At 65.1% G+C, this 17347-nt stretch carries 16 protein-coding genes; 15 read left to right on the top strand and 1 reads right to left on the bottom strand.

Going from position 1 to position 17347, the window contains the following annotated elements; all coding sequences use genetic code 11:
- Positions 1-186 precede the first annotated feature (186 nt).
- Positions 187-981 (bottom strand): glutathione S-transferase N-terminal domain-containing protein, encoded by a 795-nt coding sequence (locus tag HY699_13140; protein MBI4516749.1) that lies wholly within the window; start codon positions 979-981, stop codon positions 187-189.
- A 355-nt stretch (positions 982-1336) separates the two neighbouring features.
- Between HY699_13140 and HY699_13145 the strand changes: the two genes are divergently transcribed.
- The 15 genes from HY699_13145 (at position 1337) to HY699_13215 (ending at position 17339) form a co-directional block, all read left to right on the top strand.
- Positions 1337-2701, top strand: a complete 1365-nt coding sequence (locus HY699_13145; GenBank protein ID MBI4516750.1) for a sigma-54-dependent Fis family transcriptional regulator — start codon at positions 1337-1339, stop codon at positions 2699-2701.
- 208 nt (positions 2702-2909) lie between these two features.
- Positions 2910-3158, top strand: coding sequence for a hypothetical protein (locus HY699_13150; GenBank protein ID MBI4516751.1), 249 nt, complete (start codon positions 2910-2912; stop codon positions 3156-3158).
- Positions 3159-3402: 244 nt separating this feature from the next.
- Positions 3403-3849 (top strand): KOW motif-containing protein, encoded by a 447-nt coding sequence (locus HY699_13155; GenBank protein MBI4516752.1) that lies wholly within the window; start codon positions 3403-3405, stop codon positions 3847-3849.
- The gene (locus tag HY699_13160) at positions 3849-4571 is read left to right on the top strand and encodes a polysaccharide export protein (protein MBI4516753.1); all 723 of its coding nucleotides are present in this window, start codon (positions 3849-3851) and stop codon (positions 4569-4571) included. Before HY699_13155 ends, HY699_13160 begins: the two co-directional genes overlap by 1 nt.
- Positions 4572-4586: 15 nt before the next feature.
- Positions 4587-6119 (top strand): hypothetical protein, encoded by a 1533-nt coding sequence (locus HY699_13165; GenBank protein MBI4516754.1) that lies wholly within the window; start codon positions 4587-4589, stop codon positions 6117-6119.
- 92 nt (positions 6120-6211) lie between these two features.
- Positions 6212-7627, top strand: coding sequence for an AAA family ATPase (locus HY699_13170; GenBank protein ID MBI4516755.1), 1416 nt, complete (start codon positions 6212-6214; stop codon positions 7625-7627).
- A 12-nt stretch (positions 7628-7639) separates the two neighbouring features.
- Entirely contained in the window at positions 7640-8395 is a 756-nt protein-coding gene (locus tag HY699_13175; protein MBI4516756.1) for a hypothetical protein, read from the top strand.
- Positions 8395-9858 carry a sugar transferase gene (locus HY699_13180; GenBank protein MBI4516757.1) on the top strand — a complete coding sequence of 488 codons (1464 nt, stop codon included), beginning with the start codon at positions 8395-8397 and terminating at the stop codon, positions 9856-9858. The genes HY699_13175 and HY699_13180 overlap by 1 nt, the downstream gene beginning before the upstream one ends.
- Positions 9855-10619: a glycosyltransferase family 2 protein gene (locus HY699_13185; protein MBI4516758.1), complete on the top strand. Its 765-nt coding sequence runs from the start codon at positions 9855-9857 to the stop codon at positions 10617-10619. Before HY699_13180 ends, HY699_13185 begins: the two co-directional genes overlap by 4 nt.
- Positions 10616-11518 (top strand): WecB/TagA/CpsF family glycosyltransferase, encoded by a 903-nt coding sequence (locus HY699_13190; GenBank protein MBI4516759.1) that lies wholly within the window; start codon positions 10616-10618, stop codon positions 11516-11518. Before HY699_13185 ends, HY699_13190 begins: the two co-directional genes overlap by 4 nt.
- On the top strand, positions 11503-12642 hold the full coding sequence (locus HY699_13195; protein MBI4516760.1) for an SGNH/GDSL hydrolase family protein: 1140 nt from the start codon (positions 11503-11505) through the stop codon (positions 12640-12642). The genes HY699_13190 and HY699_13195 overlap by 16 nt, the downstream gene beginning before the upstream one ends.
- On the top strand, positions 12642-13412 hold the full coding sequence (locus HY699_13200) for a class I SAM-dependent methyltransferase (GenBank protein MBI4516761.1): 771 nt from the start codon (positions 12642-12644) through the stop codon (positions 13410-13412). The genes HY699_13195 and HY699_13200 overlap by 1 nt, the downstream gene beginning before the upstream one ends.
- A gap of 8 nt (positions 13413-13420) precedes the next feature.
- Positions 13421-14998 (top strand): hypothetical protein, encoded by a 1578-nt coding sequence (locus HY699_13205; GenBank protein MBI4516762.1) that lies wholly within the window; start codon positions 13421-13423, stop codon positions 14996-14998.
- Positions 14998-15846 (top strand): polysaccharide deacetylase family protein, encoded by an 849-nt coding sequence (locus HY699_13210; protein ID MBI4516763.1) that lies wholly within the window; start codon positions 14998-15000, stop codon positions 15844-15846. Before HY699_13205 ends, HY699_13210 begins: the two co-directional genes overlap by 1 nt.
- Complete coding sequence (locus HY699_13215; protein ID MBI4516764.1) at positions 15843-17339, top strand: flippase; 1497 nt, start codon at positions 15843-15845, stop codon at positions 17337-17339. Before HY699_13210 ends, HY699_13215 begins: the two co-directional genes overlap by 4 nt.
- The last annotated feature ends 8 nt before the right edge of the window (positions 17340-17347 follow it).

Genomic DNA, 17347 nt, shown 5'->3' on the forward strand with positions numbered 1-17347 from the left:
CCCCAATGTACAGCGTGCCGTTCCGTTTGCTGGCCAGGATGTAAACGCAGAACTGCTTGTCCATAGCGCCAAACGCCAAACTGGATTCCCGCTTTCGCGGGAATGACGGCCATAACACCGAACCACGTTACCCACAAATTTGTCGCGCATCCGTAGTCCGACCATACCCGACCCGACAAAACCGCCCTACCCTGCCGGCGCCGTGCCGGCGCTGGCCCGCGCCGGCCGCACCAAGTTCCCGGGCTTGCGAGCCTTATGTGCCGCTGTCCCCTGACCATATTGCAGTTCCAGGTAGGTGACGATGTCATCCGACTCGTACAATTCCTTACCGGTGTTGGGGTCGATCAGATACGGCACCTGCATCTTGCCCCCGCGCTTGACCAGCTCGGCCCGCTTCGGGCTCCCCTTCGGGAGGTTGCGCACAAGGTGTTCGAGATCCAGCTCGCTCAGGCATTCACGCACCTTACGGCAGTAGGGCGATCCTTCCATGTTGAACAGCGTGAGCGGTTTCAGCCTCGCCGCGCGTGGGGTCGTGATGCGGGAGCGCGTGCCGCGCGCCAGCCGGACCGCGCTGGCGATGGCGGAGTCGAGGTTGTCGACAAGGCTAGGAATCGGCAGCGCCCAGCCGGCGCGGCGGCCGGCTCCGTAGGTATCATTGAGATACTCGATGATGCCGTCCGACTCGTACAGGCCGGTGCCGGTGTTGGGATCAATAAGATACGGCACCTGCATCTTGCCGCCCTGCTGCACCAGCTCGCTGCGGCGCGGACTGCCGTGCGCTACCGGATGAGCCAGGTAGTCGAGATCCAGCTCACAGAGTACCTCACGCACCTTGCGGCAGTATGGGCAACCTTCGAAGTCGTACAGCTCGAGTTGCTCATCCGGACCAGGCCGTTGCTCCGCGGTGACTTTGGGGTAGAGCCCGCGCCCTAGCCGCACGACGGTGGCTGCAAATGCCGACATATCGTTCGCGATGCCCATGATCTCGCCTCCCGACACACTCATTACCCCGGTTCGCGAGCCGGGTGAAGAAGGGGGGGACCACCTCGCCAACAAGTGCAGCAAACCGACGGGCTCCTGCCAACTTGCGCGGGCTGGCAGCATCCGGCGTCCTGGGGATCTCGGAGCCGTGGCGGCGCCGCACCGGCGACGATTGGACCGTGTCCAGTGTAATTTGCGGCATGTGTCAGATTCTGCCGATGCTCTTTAGGCGTAAAGGGGAAAAATTTTGCGGAAAATGGTTTGATTTAACGGCGCCATGGTGTACGGTAATTCTGCTGCGAAAAGGTGGGAGGAGGGGAGGCGGTGGCTAACTCCACGCGGGGGACAGGTCTGGATGGAAGACGCCACACTCGTAGTCTGCAGTGATCCGACAGAGCGCGCCGCCTACTCAGGCTGGCTGCGCGCCGACGGCTACCGCGTGGCAGAGGTGTCTTGCACGGGAGACGCACTCACCCAGCATCGCCGGGGTACGTTCCCTCTGACGGTTGCGGAATTGGCCGCACGTGAGCTCGACGGCATCGAGCTGATGCGGGCAATCCGCGCCACCAAACCCGAGGCCGAGTTTCTCATGCTCGGGAGCGGGGAATCGGTGGGATCAGCGGTGGCGGCCATGAAGGCGGGCGCGGCCGATCTGTTGCTCAAGCCGATCAGGCGCACTGACTTCATGGAGTCGGTGCACAAGATTTGGACACCTCGATTACGGCCTGAAAGCCGGCAGCTTGAAAACGAGCTGCGCTCACGTTTCGATTTTTCGGAAATCGTGGCGCGATCGCCACAAATGCTCCACGTCCTGGCCATTGCCGCCCGGGTGGCGCCGCGCGACACAACGGTACTGCTCACCGGCGAGAGCGGGACCGGCAAGGAGCTGATGGCGCGGGCAATCCACCGCAACAGCGCGCGCGCAAGCCGTGGCATGACCTCGATAAACTGTGCGGCGATTCCCGAAGCCTTGCTCGAAAGCGAACTGTTCGGCTACCGGAAGGGAGCCTTTACCGGTGCCGACTGCGATAAGCCGGGCCTGCTGGCAACTGCCGATGGCGGCACGTTGTTCCTGGACGAGATTGCCGAACTTCCGTTAACAACACAGGCCAAGCTACTCAGATTCATCCAGGAGGGAACTTTTTTTCCTGTGGGTAGCCCGTTGCCCAGCACTGCCGACGTGCGCATCATTTCTGCCACCAACGCCCCATTGGCTCAGCGGGTCGAGGCGGAGACTTTCCGGCGCGACCTATACTACCGCCTGTCGGTCTTTCCCCTACACGTCCCTCCGCTGCGTGAGCGCCCCGAGGACATCGTGCCACTGGCCCAGCATTTCCTGGCTCGGCTCGAGCGGCAGAGCATCAACCGGGTGCCTGGTCTTTCACGTGAGGTGGTTCATTACCTGACGGCTCGCAGCTGGCACGGCAACGTGCGCGAATTGGAAAGTGCCATCGAGCGCGCGGTGATCCTCAGCGACGGCAGCCTGCTGACTTCGGCAGATTTTCGTCAGCTCGATATGCAGCCCGGCTCCACCGCCGCCGTGCGCCGCTTGATAGAGCTACCGGAAACCGGCATCGACCTGCCCGAACTCAACCGGAGCCTGGTCGTCGAGGCGTTGGCTCGCACCAATCAGAACGTCTCCGCGGCAGCGCGCCTGTTGTCGCTTAGCCGTCCCGCCCTGCGTTATCGAATGAAGAAGTACGGATTTTCAGTCCGCTGATGCCCAGCGCCGGGCCAGTTTGATCATTTGATCCAGCGTTAATTGAGCACTTGGTCTGGGAGGGGCATCGTGTTCGCCCTTCCGCTTTGATCACAGAGCATCCCGGCAGTGGCTCGGTTCTTGGTCTGCTACCCCGCTGTCGGCGTTGTGCTGACGGCTGGATTAGGACAACCGCGATTTACGACACGTCTACCAAGGGGAGGAGTGTATGAGCCAGCGCGCCGTGGAAGCAGCGCTGGGGAAGCTCATCTGTGACGACAGCTTCCGCCGCGATTTCTATCAAGATGCTGAAGCCGCGGCGGCGCGAGCGGGGTTTTTTTTGACTCCGATCGAGTTAGCCAGTCTTCACAAGATCGAGCCCGAGGCCATCGAGGTCTTTGTCGCGCACGTTGATGATCGCGTGCGGCGGGCAGAGGCCGCCCTTCGGCATTCTCGGCCGACGCTTATCAGGCGTTAGTCGGGAACCGTTGGCTGATCATTCTGGCGAGAGTCCGGAATGGCCCTGGACCGAACAGCGGGTGCGCGGCTGTTCAGGGCGACACAAGACCAAATGCGGCCGCAATCGAGGATGGGCCACAGAAGAAGGAGGGCTGGAACAGACTATGGGCCCGTCGGGCGGAGCTATAGGCAGGCCGGAGCAGCAACTGAACGGTGCGCCAGCCCGTGCCTGGTACGTCGTTCAAACAAAGCGACATCGCGAAATGGTGGCGCAGCGGTTCCTGGAGGAAAAGGGCATTGGCAGTTACCTGCCGCGCGTCATCCAATGGCCGCGTCCGGTAGTCGGCAGCGAAATCGGCCCGATGTTTCCAAGCTACCTGTTCGTTTGCGCTCTCTTGCCGGACGAGTTTGCGCGCGTCATGTGGACTCCGGGCGTGAAAGCCTTCGTTAGCTTCGGCGGCTGGCCGTCGGCGCTCGGTGCCGAGGTCGTCGATTACCTGCGCAGCCAAGAGGCGCCCGACGGCTTGATTCGCTGCGGGCAAGGCCTGGCGCAGAAGAACGAAGTGCGGATCGTCGCCGGCCCGTTTCGGGGCCTGACCGCGATCGTCGAACAACGCCTGCCCGCGCGCGAGCGTGTGCGCGTACTGATGGATATCCTGCAACGGCAAACGCCGGTGGAACTGCCGGAGAAATGGGTGCGGTTGGCCTGATGGCAACGCGCAGATCCACAATCCCGTTCGGCACTCCCGCGCCCTGGTTGGTGCTGGCCGCCTCGCTCACGTTGGCGGCGTGCTCGGCTTCGCGCCTGCCGCCCAGCCCACCGCTACCAACGCTCCAGAGCGCCGCACCAGCGGCGGCCGGCACCTACGTGCTGCAACTCGGCGATGCCGTCAGCGTCAAATTCTACAACAGCCCGGAACTCAATGAAGACGTGGTGGTGCGGCCAGACGGGATGATCTCCCTCCAGCTGATCGGCGACGTGAAAGCCGCCGGGCTGACACCTGCGGCGCTCGCTGCTGACCTGACGGGGCGCTACGTGCAGGAGCTGTCGAACCCCCGTATCAGCGTCATCGTCCGCCAATTGGGCACACCGCCGATCTACGTGGCCGGCGAGGTCGGGCGCCAAGGCGTTCTTCCGCTCACCGGCGGCATGACCCTGTACCAAGCGATTCAGCAAGCGGGCGGATTTCAGATCACCGCCCAACGCAAACAGGTGATTCTGATTCGGCGAAGCCCTGAAGGCCGGGCGAACGGTCACTCAGTCGACGTCGCAGCCGTCGAGAGTGGCGAGCACCCCGAGCAAGACATTCCGCTCCAGCCCTACGATGTCGTCTTCGTCCCCACGTCGTTCATCGCCGATGTCGACAATTTCGTCGATCTGTACATCAAGCGGGCTTTACCAGTTCAGCCCGGGGTTTTTCTGGGACCGTAATGACGGGAGTGGTCCATGAATGATTCGGCGCTACCGTTACTAGTCTGGCAAGACCTCGTTGCCACGCTGATGCGCCGGCGCAAGCTGATCGCCGCCGTCTTCGCCAGCGGCGTGACCAGCGCGGCGGTGCTGGTTGCGCTGCAGGCACCAACGTACCGTGCGACCGCTAAACTGATGGCCACCGCCGAGCGCACTCAGATCGTGGTCTCACCCGCGGCCGACTCCAAGCCGACGGTCGATCGGGTAACCGTCGAGTATCTCAGCTCTGAAGTCGCCCTGTTGCGCAGCCCGGCCCTGGTCCGTGAAGCGCTCGAACCTTATCGCGAGCGTTTCAACGCGCGGCGTAACGAGCCGGCGCCCCTGGCGCAACGCCTGGTCGCAGCCCTCAACTCGGTCATCCTTCTACCCACGAAGATCTACCGCGGCATCCACGGCGTTCCCGTCGGAGACCCCTTCGAACGCTGGGTGCTCGGCGTCGCCAAGGACGTCACGATCACGCCGCTCGGCAAGTCGAGTGTGATCGAGATCTCGTACGCCGGCCGAGAACCCGAGTGGACAGCGAAGCTGGTCAACGAACTGGCCTCGCGCCACGTCGAACGCCGCGCCCGCCTCAACCAAACACTGGACGCGCGCCGCTTTCTGGAAGCGCAGCGCGAGCTGCTCGCCACCAAGCAACGTCAGGCCGAAGAGGCACTCGGGGCCTTCTACGAACGCGAGGGCATCACCGACTCGGTGCCGGATCAACAAGCCGTGCTGCACACCCGGCTGAAGGACTGGGAAACCGCGCTCGTCAATGCCGATACCGAGCTCGCTGAAAACACCGCGCGCGCGGACTTTCTCGCGAATCTAGTCAAGCAACCGCGCGCAGCCATCGGCGGCGCGGCCGCCACAACCCGCCTGGCTCAAGCCGATCCGCGGCAACTGGTAAAGAGCCGCATCGCCGAGTTGGCTTTGCAACGCAGTGAATTGTTATCCAAGTTCGCCCCCACCAGCATCAAGGTGCAGGACCTCGATCGGCAAATCGCCGAGGCCCAACGCCTACTCGGCGCCGACAGCACCACCGAGCGCGGTCTGCCCGCCGATCTCGGCACCGCCGATCAAGGCCTCGAGACCGAGCTGGCGCAGGCGAGAACACAGATGGCCGCAGTGAAGGCGCGCAAAGATGCTCTGAGGGCACACATCGCCGAGGCCCGCGCCAAACTCGATCACCTGGATCAGATCGCCTCCGAGCACGAACGGTTGGACAAAGAAGTGGCGGCAGCGAAGGAGACCTTCCTCACCTACGTCAGAAAGGAAGAGGAAGCGCGCTTTTCGAACGCGCTCGACGAGTCACGCATTGTGAACGTGACTGTGGCTGAGCCGGCGCAAGTGCCGATCGCCCCGGAGCCCTCAAAAGGACCGGTGGTTCTTGCACTGGCCGCCGCTCTGAGCCTGATCGCCGGGTTCGTCATGGCGCTGCTGCGCGATCGCCTCGACCCCGCCGTCAAGAGCGCCGCCGAAGCCCGGCGCATTACCGGGCTGCCGCTGCTGGCCGATATTCCGGGGTGAGTCGTATGCGCGCGCTGCCACCTGGCGGACGCCGTAGGTCAATGGAGTCAACCGTGCGGCCAATCGCCCTCGGCGATGAGTGATACGCACCCATGTACATCCATCATTTCGGTTTAAGCGGCGAGCCGTTTGCGCTCACCCCTGACCCAGCGTTTCTCTTCCTGAGCGCCGGGCACGCGGAAGCGCTCGCCGCCCTGAAGATAGGTCTGACCGGCCGCCGCGGTCTCGTCCTCATGACCGGCGAGGTCGGTACGGGCAAGACGACGCTGCTGTATTCCCTGCTCGGGCAGCTCGGCCCGGAGGTCCACTCGGCCTACGTTTCCAACACGCGGCTAGCCTTCGACGACATGTTGCGGCAGGCGCTGGCCGATTTCGGCTCACCGTCCGAGAGCCGTGACCGTGTCGAGCTGTTGACCTGCCTCAACGTGTTCTTGCAACGCTGCGCCAAGGATGGCGCGATCGCGGCGCTGGTGATCGACGAGGCCCAGAACCTCGACGACGACACTTTCGAGAACATTCGCCTGCTATCCAACTTCGAGAGCTTCACCGCCAAGCTGCTCCAGATCATTCTGGTCGGGCAACCGGAATTGGAGGCCAAGCTGCGCCGGCCGCAGCTGCGCCAGGTGGCGGAACGGGTCGCGGTCCACTGCCACGTGAGCCCGCTCACCCGCCAAGAGAGCCGGCGCTACATCGCTCACCGTCTGGAGCGGGTCGGCGGCACACTTGCCCTCTTCACCCGCCCGGCGCTGCGCCTGGTAGTGCGCCGAGCGCGTGGTATTCCCCGCCGGATGAACATTCTCTGCCACAATTCCCTGCTGTTTGCGTACGGACAAGGCGCCGAGCGCGTAGTGCGCGCACGGGTACGGGCTGCGGCAAGCGACTGGACTGCGCGCGGGCTGGCGCATGATCGCCGCGGCCAGTCCGCTGCGGCGGATTCCACGCGCCGTCGCTTATCACTGCCGCTGGCCGCAGGCGCCAGCCTCTGCATCGCCGCTGGGCTGCTAGCGCTGATCGCCGGCAACGTCCGCCCACCGCGGCCGGTCGAGCGCGCCACCATCGCCGCGCCGCAGCTTGCGATGGCCGCCTCCTCGGCGGTGGCGCCAGACCCGCGGCGGCATGCCGGCGAAGCCGCACCGCTGGCAGCCGAGCGAGACGGCAACCAGGCCGAGGAGCAAGTCGCGCTGGCGCGCGCGCCCGTACCCGAAATCGAGGTGAGCGTGGCCGCGCCGCCGCAATTGCCACCGACACTCAACCAAGAGAGTTCTGACGACTCCGCCGGCTGGCTGGCTCCGTCTGCTGAACCCGACGCCGAACCCGATGCCGGCGTTCGCGTGATCCGCGTAACGCCAGGCACTACGCTGGCGGCGCTGACCAAAGCGGCTTACGGGGAAGTCAGCCCCGAGCTGTTGCGCCGAGTTCAGGCGGCCAACCCGCAGATTGCGGACCCAAACCGCATCCTGGCGGGCGACGCGCTGCGATTTCCCGAACTCCGCGCCCAGCGGCGGTGACAAGGACAGCCCATGAGTGAATACTTCCGAGTGCTGAAACAGCTGGAAGAGGACGAACGCGAGCCCCAGCGACCGGTCAGCAAGCCGGTGGCGGTGCCGCGCAAGAGCGCGCACCCCGAGCCGGCGCTGATGCCGGTCAAGAAGCCGGGCTCCTCGCCGCCGGCTTTGGCGCGGACCAGCTCGACGAGCGCGTCGTACGCCACGTTACTGGGCAACCTGCGCGCGCTCGGCGGCGCTGAAGCGATCCGGCTGGTGGTGTTTGCCAGTCCGGGCACCAACACCACCGTACGCCCCGTGACCACCGGCTTGGCCAACCACGCCGGCGGCCTAGGCCTAGACGTTTTCGCCGCCACGCTGGCTGAGTCGGCGGGGCATTTCGTCCTCACGCAGTTACTCGACGCCGGCGGGCGTGGCGAAAAGACGGAGCCGTTGGCGCTCGACCTCCACCGTACGGTTTGGCAGTCCGATTTCACCGATTGGCTGAGCCGCCTCACGCCAACTCCCGATCTAGTCCTGCTCGAAGGGCCACCGCTGGAGCAGTCCGCGGACGCCGCCCTGCTGGCCCGCGCCTGTGACGGCCTGGTTATCGTCGCCGAGACTGAAGTAACTCCCCGTGAGCTGCTACGGCTGGCAGCGGAGCGGGCACGGCTGGCCGAATGCCGCACCCTGGGCGTGGTGATGCACGGAACCAAGGATTACCTGCCGGCGTGGCTGCACCGACTCCTGGGCGGCAGCGGACCAGCGCCCTTGTCCAGCGCACGAGATTGATGACTTCGCGCCGCGCATTCTTGCTGGTAGTGCTCGAGCTCGCGGACTTGTTCGTGATCTGCGCGAGCTTCGTGGTGGCGGTGGCCGCCACCATGGAAGAGCCCCACGTCGAGGGCTGGCTGCCGATCCTCGAAATGCGCGTCAAGCTACAGAATCTCTTCTTCCTTCTCGCTTATCTGGGCTTCTGCCACCTGGCGCTGCGCAGCCGCGGCCTCTACCGTTCGCACCGGCTGTCGTCCCCCAGCCAACTGCTGAGCGACCTCGCCGCCGGAGTTCTCATCGCCATTTGCCCCTTGGTACTGCTCGGGCCGTTGCTGCACTTTCAGTTTGTGACCAATCTGTTTTTGGCCGGCTTCACCGCCATGGCCTTCATCGGCCTGAGCCTGGAGCGAACCGTGGTGCGGGAAGTCGCGCGGCGGATTCGCCGCCGCGGCCGCAACCTGCGCGACATCATCATCATTGGCGCCGGCGACGACGCCTGCGACTTGATGGCGAAGTTGGCTCACCATCAGGACCTCGGCTACCATGTCGTTGAGGTGATCGAGACCTCGCCCGCGCTCGCGGGTAACGGCGCCGGCAAGGGCGGAAACGGCGCCACCGGCAGCGGCGCCGGCCAGCCGGTCGATCCAGTTATTGCCCGCGTCGAAGCGCTATTGGCGCGTGGGCCGATCGACGAGATCTTCGTGGCGCTGCCGCTCGACACCTCGCAACCCCTGGTCGCCCGGCTGCTCTCGATCTGTGATGAAGAAGGCATCACCGTGCGGGTGATGGCGCATCTCGCCTCGCTCTATTGGGCGCGGGCGGTGCCCGACGAACTCGAGGGTCAGCCCGTGCTCACGATCTACACGGGGCCGCAAGAGAGCCTGGCGCTGCTGGTGAAGCGCAGCATCGACATCGTCGTGGCCCTGGTGACCCTGCTGGCCTTCGCGCCGATGTTTGCCTTGGTTGCTCTGGCCATCAGGCTGGAATCGGGTGGACCGGTGTTCTTTGCGCAGGAGCGGGTCGGTCTCAACCGCCGCCGCTTCCGGGCTTACAAGTTTCGCACGATGGTGGTGGACGCCGAGAGCATGCAGGCGCAGCTGGAATCGCTCAACGAGGCCGAGGGGCCAGTGTTCAAGATCAAGAACGACCCGCGCATCACCGGTCTCGGCCGTTGGTTGCGGCGGCTGAGCATCGATGAGCTGCCACAGCTGATCAACGTCGTGCGCGGCGAGATGAGCCTGGTCGGCCCCCGGCCGCTGCCCGTGCGCGATGTCAGCCGGATCGACGTGCGCTGGCACAAGCGCCGCTTCAGCGTCAAGCCCGGCATAACCTGTCTATGGCAAGTCAACGGGCGGCGGCCGCAGTTCGACGAGTGGGCGCGGCTGGACATGCAGTACATCGACAACTGGTCCTTGGGCCTCGACTTCAAGATTCTGTTGAAAACCATTCCGGCGGTCTTGTCACGGCAAGGAGCGCATTGACCTCGACACCCGACACTGCGGCGGCAGTCACGGTCGTCATCCCCTGCTTCAACGAAGAAGCGGCCCTGCCGCCGCTACTGGCAGGTCTGGCCGCAATGCGAGCCGGCGGACCGGCGCGCGGCTGGCATTTCATCTTCGTCGACGACGGCAGTACCGACGGTACCTTCAGCACCTTGTTACGCGCGGCGTGCAATGATTCCCGGGTCGAGGTCTTCCGCCACCCGGAAAACCTCGGTCTGGGCGCGGCGCTGCGCACCGGCTTTGCCCATTGCATATCCCCTTACGTCTGTACCACCGGGGTCAGCTCCGTCTATCCGCCGGAGCGATTGCCCCAGTTGTTGGCGGCGTTGGCGGGCGGCGCTGCCATCGCCACGCCCGCCGGCCTCGGCGGCAATGGCAACCAGAGCTCATCGGGTGCGGCGGCAACTGCGCTTAGCCGAGTGCTCGCGCGTAGTTACAACCGGTTTCTGGGGCACGACTGGCAAACTTGTAGCTGCCTGTTTCGTGCCTATCGCCGCGAGGTCCTAGAGCGGATTCGATTTATCGCCGACGGGGCTTTAGCGCCGGCAGAGATCCTCGGCCGAGCGCGACTCGCCGGCTATCAGGTCGAAGAAGTGGCGATGCAACTCGGCACACCCGCGGCTACACCGCAGCCCTCACGCGTACCGTTCACTATCGCTCACGCCCGTTTGCTCACCCGCATGGCCCTGACGACTGCCGTGCAGCAACTGTGGCAGTTGGGCCGGGAGTGGCGCTCGTGAGTATGCCGGTCAGAGCTGCCGCGGCGCTTTCAGCCTATACCGCTGGCAGGTTACCGGTGATACCGATCCTCGGGGTGCAGGTCACCGACGCCACCAAGCGCGAGGCCATCACCTTGTTCGAGCATTGGATTGCGACGCGCCCGGCCCGTACCCGCGCCGTTTTCATCGTCAACGCCCACACCCTCAACTTGGCGTGCGACGATCCGGCGTACCGCGCCGTGCTCAACGCCGCTGATGTCGTCTTCGCCGACGGCACCGGGGTACGTTTGGCGGCAAGGCTCAAAGGCGTACAGTTGCGCGACAATCTGGTCGGGACCGATCTGCTCCCGGCTTTCTTCAGGGCCAAGCTCGAGTGCCACTATCGTTATTTCGTGCTCGGCGGCGCGCCGGGAACGGCCGAGCGGGCGGCGGCGCATCTGCGGCGTGAGTTTCCGGGCATCACCATCGCCGGTCACCACCATGGCTACTTCGGCCAACGCGAGGCGCCGGAGGTGGTACGTCGCATCAACGCCAGCGCGCCCGACCTGCTGCTGGTTGGGATGGGCAATCCGATTCAGGAACAGTGGATTCAGCGGCATCGCGCCGCCCTGCGGGTGCCCATCAGCGTCGGCGTCGGCGGTCTATTCGACCATTGGGCCGGCCGCTTGCAGCGTGCTCCCCGCTGGGTACGCGATCTCGGCATGGAGTGGGCACAGATCCTGATGCAGCAGCCGCACAAGTGGCGGCGCTACGTGCTGGGCAACCCCAAGTTCGTCGCCCGCGCGCTGCTTGATGCCAGACGGGACGGCGCACCGCCCCTAATTGCGCCGCCACCGAAGACAGACCCAGCCCGCCAGGACCAGCCGATGCCGCGGCGGCCTGGCGGCGCAACGGCGGCGGAGCAGTGGACGCACAACTGACCGCCGAAGCAGGGCGCGGGGTCGTGCGTGACCGGTCGCGGCAAGCCACGAAACGCTGGCGCGAAAACGTCCTGCTGCTCGTGGCCAGCCTGGCAATCACCGCGGCCCTCGGCGAAGTCGCTGCTCGACTGATCTTGCCGCGCCCGTTGCCTTGGAGATTTCCCCAGTTGTCCTATCAACCCGACCCCAATGCCATCTTCGCCCTGCGCCCGAATCAGCGCGCATACAGCGCCGACCAACCCGTGCTCATTAACGCGCGCGGGCTACGGGGACCGCTGGTCCCCTACGAGCGTACCGCCGGATGGTCGCGGGTACTGTTTTTGGGCGACTCCATTACCTTCGGATATGGCGTGGCCGATGGCGAGGTCGTCACGCAACGGGTGGCAGCGATCATGAACGAGGCGGACGTGGCCGTCGAAGTAATCAACACGGCGGTGCCGGCGTACAACACCGAGCAGGAAGTCCGCTACCTCAAACAAGAGGGGCTCCGTTATCACCCCGATTGGGTGATCGTGGGGATTTGTTGGAACGACATTGCCGACAAGTCGACCGCCCAAGTAAGTGAAGATGGCTGGCTCGTGTTACCGGGACGGGAGCAGACATCGTCACTGGCGCGCTTGCTGGAGTCAGAACCGGCGTACGCGGCGCGCAACGCGATCAAGCGCTCGCGCTTAGTGTACGGCGCGCTCCAAGGCTGGCGGGCCTTGCGCGCGCCTGGGGCCACGGACCAACAGGCGCAACTGCGCGCCGACATCTTGGAGGGCCGCCACAGCCCGCGCGTCGCTGACGGCTGGGAGCGATTGGCCGGGGCGTTGCGGCAATTGCGTGAGCTGTCGGAAAATAACGGCTTTCGCCCGCTGTTGGTCGCGTTTCCGATCCCACTGGCGCTCGCGCGCTCCTATCCACACAGCAGCTATCCGGCAACGCTCAAGCGCCTGGCTGATCGCGAGGGGCTGCCGCTGATAGATCTGACCGATGCCTTTCGCGGCGCTTACCATGGCCACGAATCGCTGTTCATCCCCTATGACGGCGATCACCCGAACGCCGCCGGCCATGCCCTGGCGGCACGGGCGATCGCGCGCTTCTTGACAGCGCCAACTGAGCAAACCCGGTCCGACTCCTGATGGCCTTAGAAGCACGCTTCGTCCGCAATTATTACGACCAGCGCATTGCCGCGGCGTCGACCTATCTCCAGCGGCGCTGGCTGACAACGCCGGGGGACTGCAAGCGCTACTTCCAGACCCTGCTCGCGCTCGACTGGGCTCTCAGTCCGGCGCGGTTCGACACCGTGGTTGAGATCGGCTGCGGCCCCGGAGTCTGGACGCGACTAATCGCCGCTCACGCGCGCCGGGTGTTTGCCCTCGACATTTCCGCCGGCATGCTGGCGCAATTTGCGAATGACTTGACCGGCTGCGGGCCGGTCGAGCGCGTCTGCGCTGACTTCACCTCGGCCCCGTTGGCCCGCGATACCGCCGACGCGATCATCTGCATTCGTGCCCTCGAGTACTTCCCCGACAAGGAGGCCGCCATCGGTGAAATGGCGCGCGTCGGGCGTGACGGCGCCAGCCTCTTCATCGTTACGAAAAACCCTGACTATCGACGCGGGCGCAACGGCAGCGAACCCAGCAGTGCCGAGCGCGCTCGCCTGCACTCTGGCCAGATCGCGCCGGTGCAACTGACCACTATTTTACGCCGGCACGGCTTCGCCGACCTCAAAGTAAGGGCGGTGACTCTGTTGCGAACTGAGATGCCGGCAGTCTGGGGTCTGTGTGACGTGCTCCACTCACTGGCCTGGAAGTACCCGGCCGCGTCCACGCTGCCTGGTTGGGTGCGGCCCCACGTCGAGAGCTACGTGGTGACCGGAACGCTGCAAAAGCTCCCCCAACGCGCTTGACTCTCGCCGTGCAAACGCTCGACCCCACTGGCGGAACCGAGAGTCGGTGTCCGACTGCCAGCACACGGCCGGCCACTCAAGACAAGGCCGCGGCGCAGGCGCGGCAACTCGCCGCCCGCTACTGGTTCCTGCCCGTGCTCGCGGGCGCCGGATACCGCCACAGCTGCTTTCTCTACTTCATCTTCGACACCGGTGTCGCCTGGTGCATTGTCGATCGGGGTGACCAGCAGGCAGCGCCTGTGGCCGTTCCGCTGTCACGCTCGCTGCCGTTCGAGGCCGCCGCCTTCGACGGCGTGTTCGCCTGTAGCACCGCTGGCTCAGCACCAGCGCTGGCCGGCGTGGTCGAACGTCTCGCGCACATCGTGCGCCCCGGCGGGGTCCTTGTCTGCGCATGTCCAGGTCTGGCCGGGCGACTGGCGACCGCGCGCCTGGCACTCGCCGAGCGCGACACCGCCGCAATGGCACCGTACTTCATCGCCACTCGCACGCTGTACACGCTTCCCGGTCTGCGGCGGCCTTCGTTGCTGTTGACTTCAGCCGAGCTGCTCGGCGCAGGGAGCACTGGCGAGTTGGTCACACCGCACTTGAGTCGACCGACACGACTGCTCGCACAGGCGCTCGCGCGGCCGAGCATCGTGCGGCGTCTCAGCTCGCGTCTGGTGCTCTGGACGCGCACCGCGCGTCCACTAGGCGAGGAACACAACAGCCACGGGGCATCACAATTACACCTATCCGCCGCGGCGCCGCCGTGGTTAGCGAGCGACGTCGACCTCGCGCTGTACACCGACAAGCCGCGCCGCGCCGCCCAACGCGCCTTCGCGGTAATCGGGGCACAAAAGCGCAGCCTGGCGGTCGTCAAATTCAGTCGCGAGCCGGACGCTAAGTTGGCTCATGAGCATTGGGCGCTGGCGCGAGTTCACCAACTGCTGGCGTCATCGCCGCTTCGGGCCACCATTCCGGCCTGGTGGTTTCGGCATACCAACGTCTTCGCTTACGAGCACCGTGCCGGCCACTCGCTGCAGGCGCTGTTCTCGCCCCTGTTCCGACCGCCATTGCAGCTGGCCGAGATTCGCCCGCTCCTGCAAGGCGCCACTGACTGGCTGGTGGCCTTTCAGCAAGCCACGCGTTTGCCGTCGACCGCACCGGCCTCGGGCATTCCGCTGGGACCCGTTCACGGTGACTTCCAGCCCGCCAACATCCTCATGCAGTCGAACGGTGCGGTGTCGGTGATTGATTGGGAGCAGTTCGAGGAGCGGCAACCCATCACGCACGACGTGCTCAATCTGTTCACCTATGTGGGGCTGTTCTACGAGCCCCGGCGGGCACTACGCGAAGCCTGCGATCGTCTATTCTTTGTGCGAACGCCTCTGGGTGAATTGCTGCGCGGCGTATTGCAGGCGTATTGCCGGGCGATGCAAATTCCCGCAGGCGAGCTGCGCCGCGCCTACGACGATTTTCTGGCTTGGCGGAGCCGGCGCCGAGTCGCTGAGGGCCTGACAAACGAGGCACATTACTTGACGGGGCTCAGCGACTTCTTCGCTTGCAACGCCGCCGCGGCGACGATCTTCGACCTGGATCGAGAGTGATGGCGACCGAGATCTCCGCTCTGCGTTGGGCGCTCAAGAAGACGGCGCGCAAGGCACTGGCACTCTCTACTGCCGGTTGCGAGCATGCTTGGCGGTGGGCCGGCAAACCGGTCACGGCTCCGGTTCGCGTACTGACCTACCATCGGTTCGGGGCCGCGCGCCGCGACCCATTCTGTGTTCGGGTTGAGGACTTCGAGCAACACATGGCCTGGATTGCCGGTCACTGTGACGCCCGCTCGCTCGCCGACGTAACCAGTATCGTGGGCGGGCAAGTACAATTCACTCGGCCCGGGGTACTCGTCACTATCGACGATGGGCTACGAAGCCTCTACACTGAGGCATTGCCGATCTTGCAGCGTTACCGCGTCCCCGCAGTTGCATTCGTACCCGCCGGCGAAATCGGCACCGCCAGCGACGAGGCGCGCCTGAGTTGGAACGAACTGCGTGACCTGCACCAGGCCGGAATCACCATCGGTTCTCATGGCTGGGTACACCGCTCGCTGGGCCGGTTGTCCGCCGCCGCGGTCCGCGACGACATGGAGCGTTCGCGCAGCGCCATCGAGCAGCGCCTGGGAATCCGGGTCAGCGCCTTTGCCTATCCTTTCGGGACGCGGGCCGATTACAACGCTGTGACCGAGGCAGTGCTCCGCGACAGCGGCTACACCTGCGCCTTCACCTCACAACACGGCGCCGTCCGCGCGGGGATGAACCCATTCAGCCTGCCGCGCATCAAGGTCGAGGGCGGTGAAGACTTGTGGATGTTTCGCTTACTCTGCCGCGGGGCACTCGACGGGTGGCAGTGGGTCGATCACACACTGTGGCGTTTGCAGGCCAGTGAGAGGCCATGACCGCACAACCTAACACGGCGGCGGCGCATCCTCGCGACCTCGGCGCCGCACGCGTCGTTAAGAATACTGCGGTGCTGCTGGCGTTGCGCGTGGGTATGCCGATGCTTTCGGTTGCCCTCGTGCTGGCGGTGTCGCGCACGCTCGGCGCCGAGGGACTCGGCCGCTACACCCTCGCCTTCACGTTCCTGTACTTCTGCGACACCATCGCACCACTCGGCTTACGTGCCTTGATCACGCGCGAGGGTGCGCGCAATGGTGCGGTATTGAAGAGTATGCTGGCCAACTCCCTGACGTTGGGCACGGCTTCGGGTCTGCTGTCGGCCGGCCTGATGGCGACGCTAGGGCTCGTCCTCGGATACGATACCGCTACTCAACGCGTGGTGTTGTTGCTGAGTCTGGCAGTTTTGCCGTCACCGCTTATGGCCTTCTTCGAGGCCACCTTCGTGGCGCTCGAGCGGATGGAGTACGTCGCGGCAATGCTGCTGGCGGAGGTAATCGTTCGGGTGGGTCTGGGCGGCGCCCTGTTGCTGGCGGGCTACGGCCTCGAGGGGGTAATGCTGGCAGCCGTAGCCGGCCGCCTGTTGGCCTGCTTCGGCGCCAGCCGCTTGGTCGAGCGAGCCGGCATACCGGTGCGGTGGGGGTTGGATCCGGTTCTGCTGCGCCAGCTGGTTCGGGAAGCGCCCACGTTTCTCATGATCTCGGTGTTCGCCACGTTGTACTGGCGTATCGATGCCTTCATGCTGTCGCAGCTTCGCGGGGTAGAAGACGTGGGCTACTACGGCGCTGCCTGGCGGCTGTTGGAGTTCGCGATCATCATACCGCAGAGCTTCTGCCTCTCGCTCTATCCGCAGATGGCCAGCGCCGCCGCGCAAGGAGCAGCCGCTCTCGATTGGCTTGGCCGCGCGGCCGCGCGCTACCTGTTCGCAGCCAGCCTGCCGGCCGCCGTGTGCGTCACCTTGCTGGCGGAGCCGATTCTGACCCTGCTCTACGGCGAGTCATTTCATGCCGCCGCGGGCGCACTGATCGTGTTGATGTGGAGCGTCGTCCCGTATGGCTGGATTCGCTACCACGCCTATGTTCTGGTAGCGGCCAATCATCAGCGAGTCGATCTTGCGCTCAACGGTCTGGCCTCGCTCTGCAACATTGCGCTCAACTTCGGACTCATTCCTGCGTATGGGGCGCTGGGGGCAGCGCTGGCGACGCTGATTTCCCTGTGGCTCTATGCCTCGCTGCAGTACCTATATCTCCAGCAGCGCCTGCCCGGTTATGCCGCGCCACTGCGACCCGATGCCGCACCGTTGCTGGCGGCGGCGCTGACTGGGGTATTCGTTTGGACTGTCAGGCAACCACACGCCGTCGTGGCACTCACAGCCGCGCCTTTCGTGTATGCCGTTACCTTGCTGGGCACGGGCTTCTTCACTTCGGCCGAGCTGCGACTGCTTCATCTCGATCGTCTGGCGAAGGCCTGCGGGGTTTCGGCGCTGATACGATAGCCAGCATG

The organism is Deltaproteobacteria bacterium, assembly GCA_016210005.1.
GTDB lineage: Bacteria > Desulfobacterota > Binatia > HRBIN30 > JACQVA1 > JACQVA1.

Excerpts from the sequence above, each read along its gene's own strand:
- HY699_13145 (MBI4516750.1), top strand. The coding sequence starts at position 1,337 with ATGGAAGACGCCACACTCGTAGTCTGCAGTGATCCGACAGAGCGCGCC.
- HY699_13155 (MBI4516752.1), top strand. The coding sequence starts at position 3,403 with ATGGTGGCGCAGCGGTTCCTGGAGGAAAAGGGCATTGGCAGTTACCTG.
- HY699_13175 (MBI4516756.1), top strand. The coding sequence starts at position 7,640 with ATGAGTGAATACTTCCGAGTGCTGAAACAGCTGGAAGAGGACGAACGC.
- HY699_13180 (MBI4516757.1), top strand. The coding sequence starts at position 8,395 with ATGACTTCGCGCCGCGCATTCTTGCTGGTAGTGCTCGAGCTCGCGGAC.
- HY699_13160 (MBI4516753.1), top strand. The coding sequence starts at position 3,849 with ATGGCAACGCGCAGATCCACAATCCCGTTCGGCACTCCCGCGCCCTGG.
- HY699_13165 (MBI4516754.1), top strand. The coding sequence starts at position 4,587 with ATGAATGATTCGGCGCTACCGTTACTAGTCTGGCAAGACCTCGTTGCC.
- HY699_13200 (MBI4516761.1), top strand. The coding sequence starts at position 12,642 with ATGGCCTTAGAAGCACGCTTCGTCCGCAATTATTACGACCAGCGCATT.
- HY699_13150 (MBI4516751.1), top strand. The coding sequence starts at position 2,910 with ATGAGCCAGCGCGCCGTGGAAGCAGCGCTGGGGAAGCTCATCTGTGAC.
- HY699_13215 (MBI4516764.1), top strand. The coding sequence starts at position 15,843 with ATGACCGCACAACCTAACACGGCGGCGGCGCATCCTCGCGACCTCGGC.
- HY699_13170 (MBI4516755.1), top strand. The coding sequence starts at position 6,212 with ATGTACATCCATCATTTCGGTTTAAGCGGCGAGCCGTTTGCGCTCACC.
- HY699_13140 (MBI4516749.1), bottom strand. The coding sequence starts at position 981 with ATGGGCATCGCGAACGATATGTCGGCATTTGCAGCCACCGTCGTGCGG.
- HY699_13210 (MBI4516763.1), top strand. The coding sequence starts at position 14,998 with ATGGCGACCGAGATCTCCGCTCTGCGTTGGGCGCTCAAGAAGACGGCG.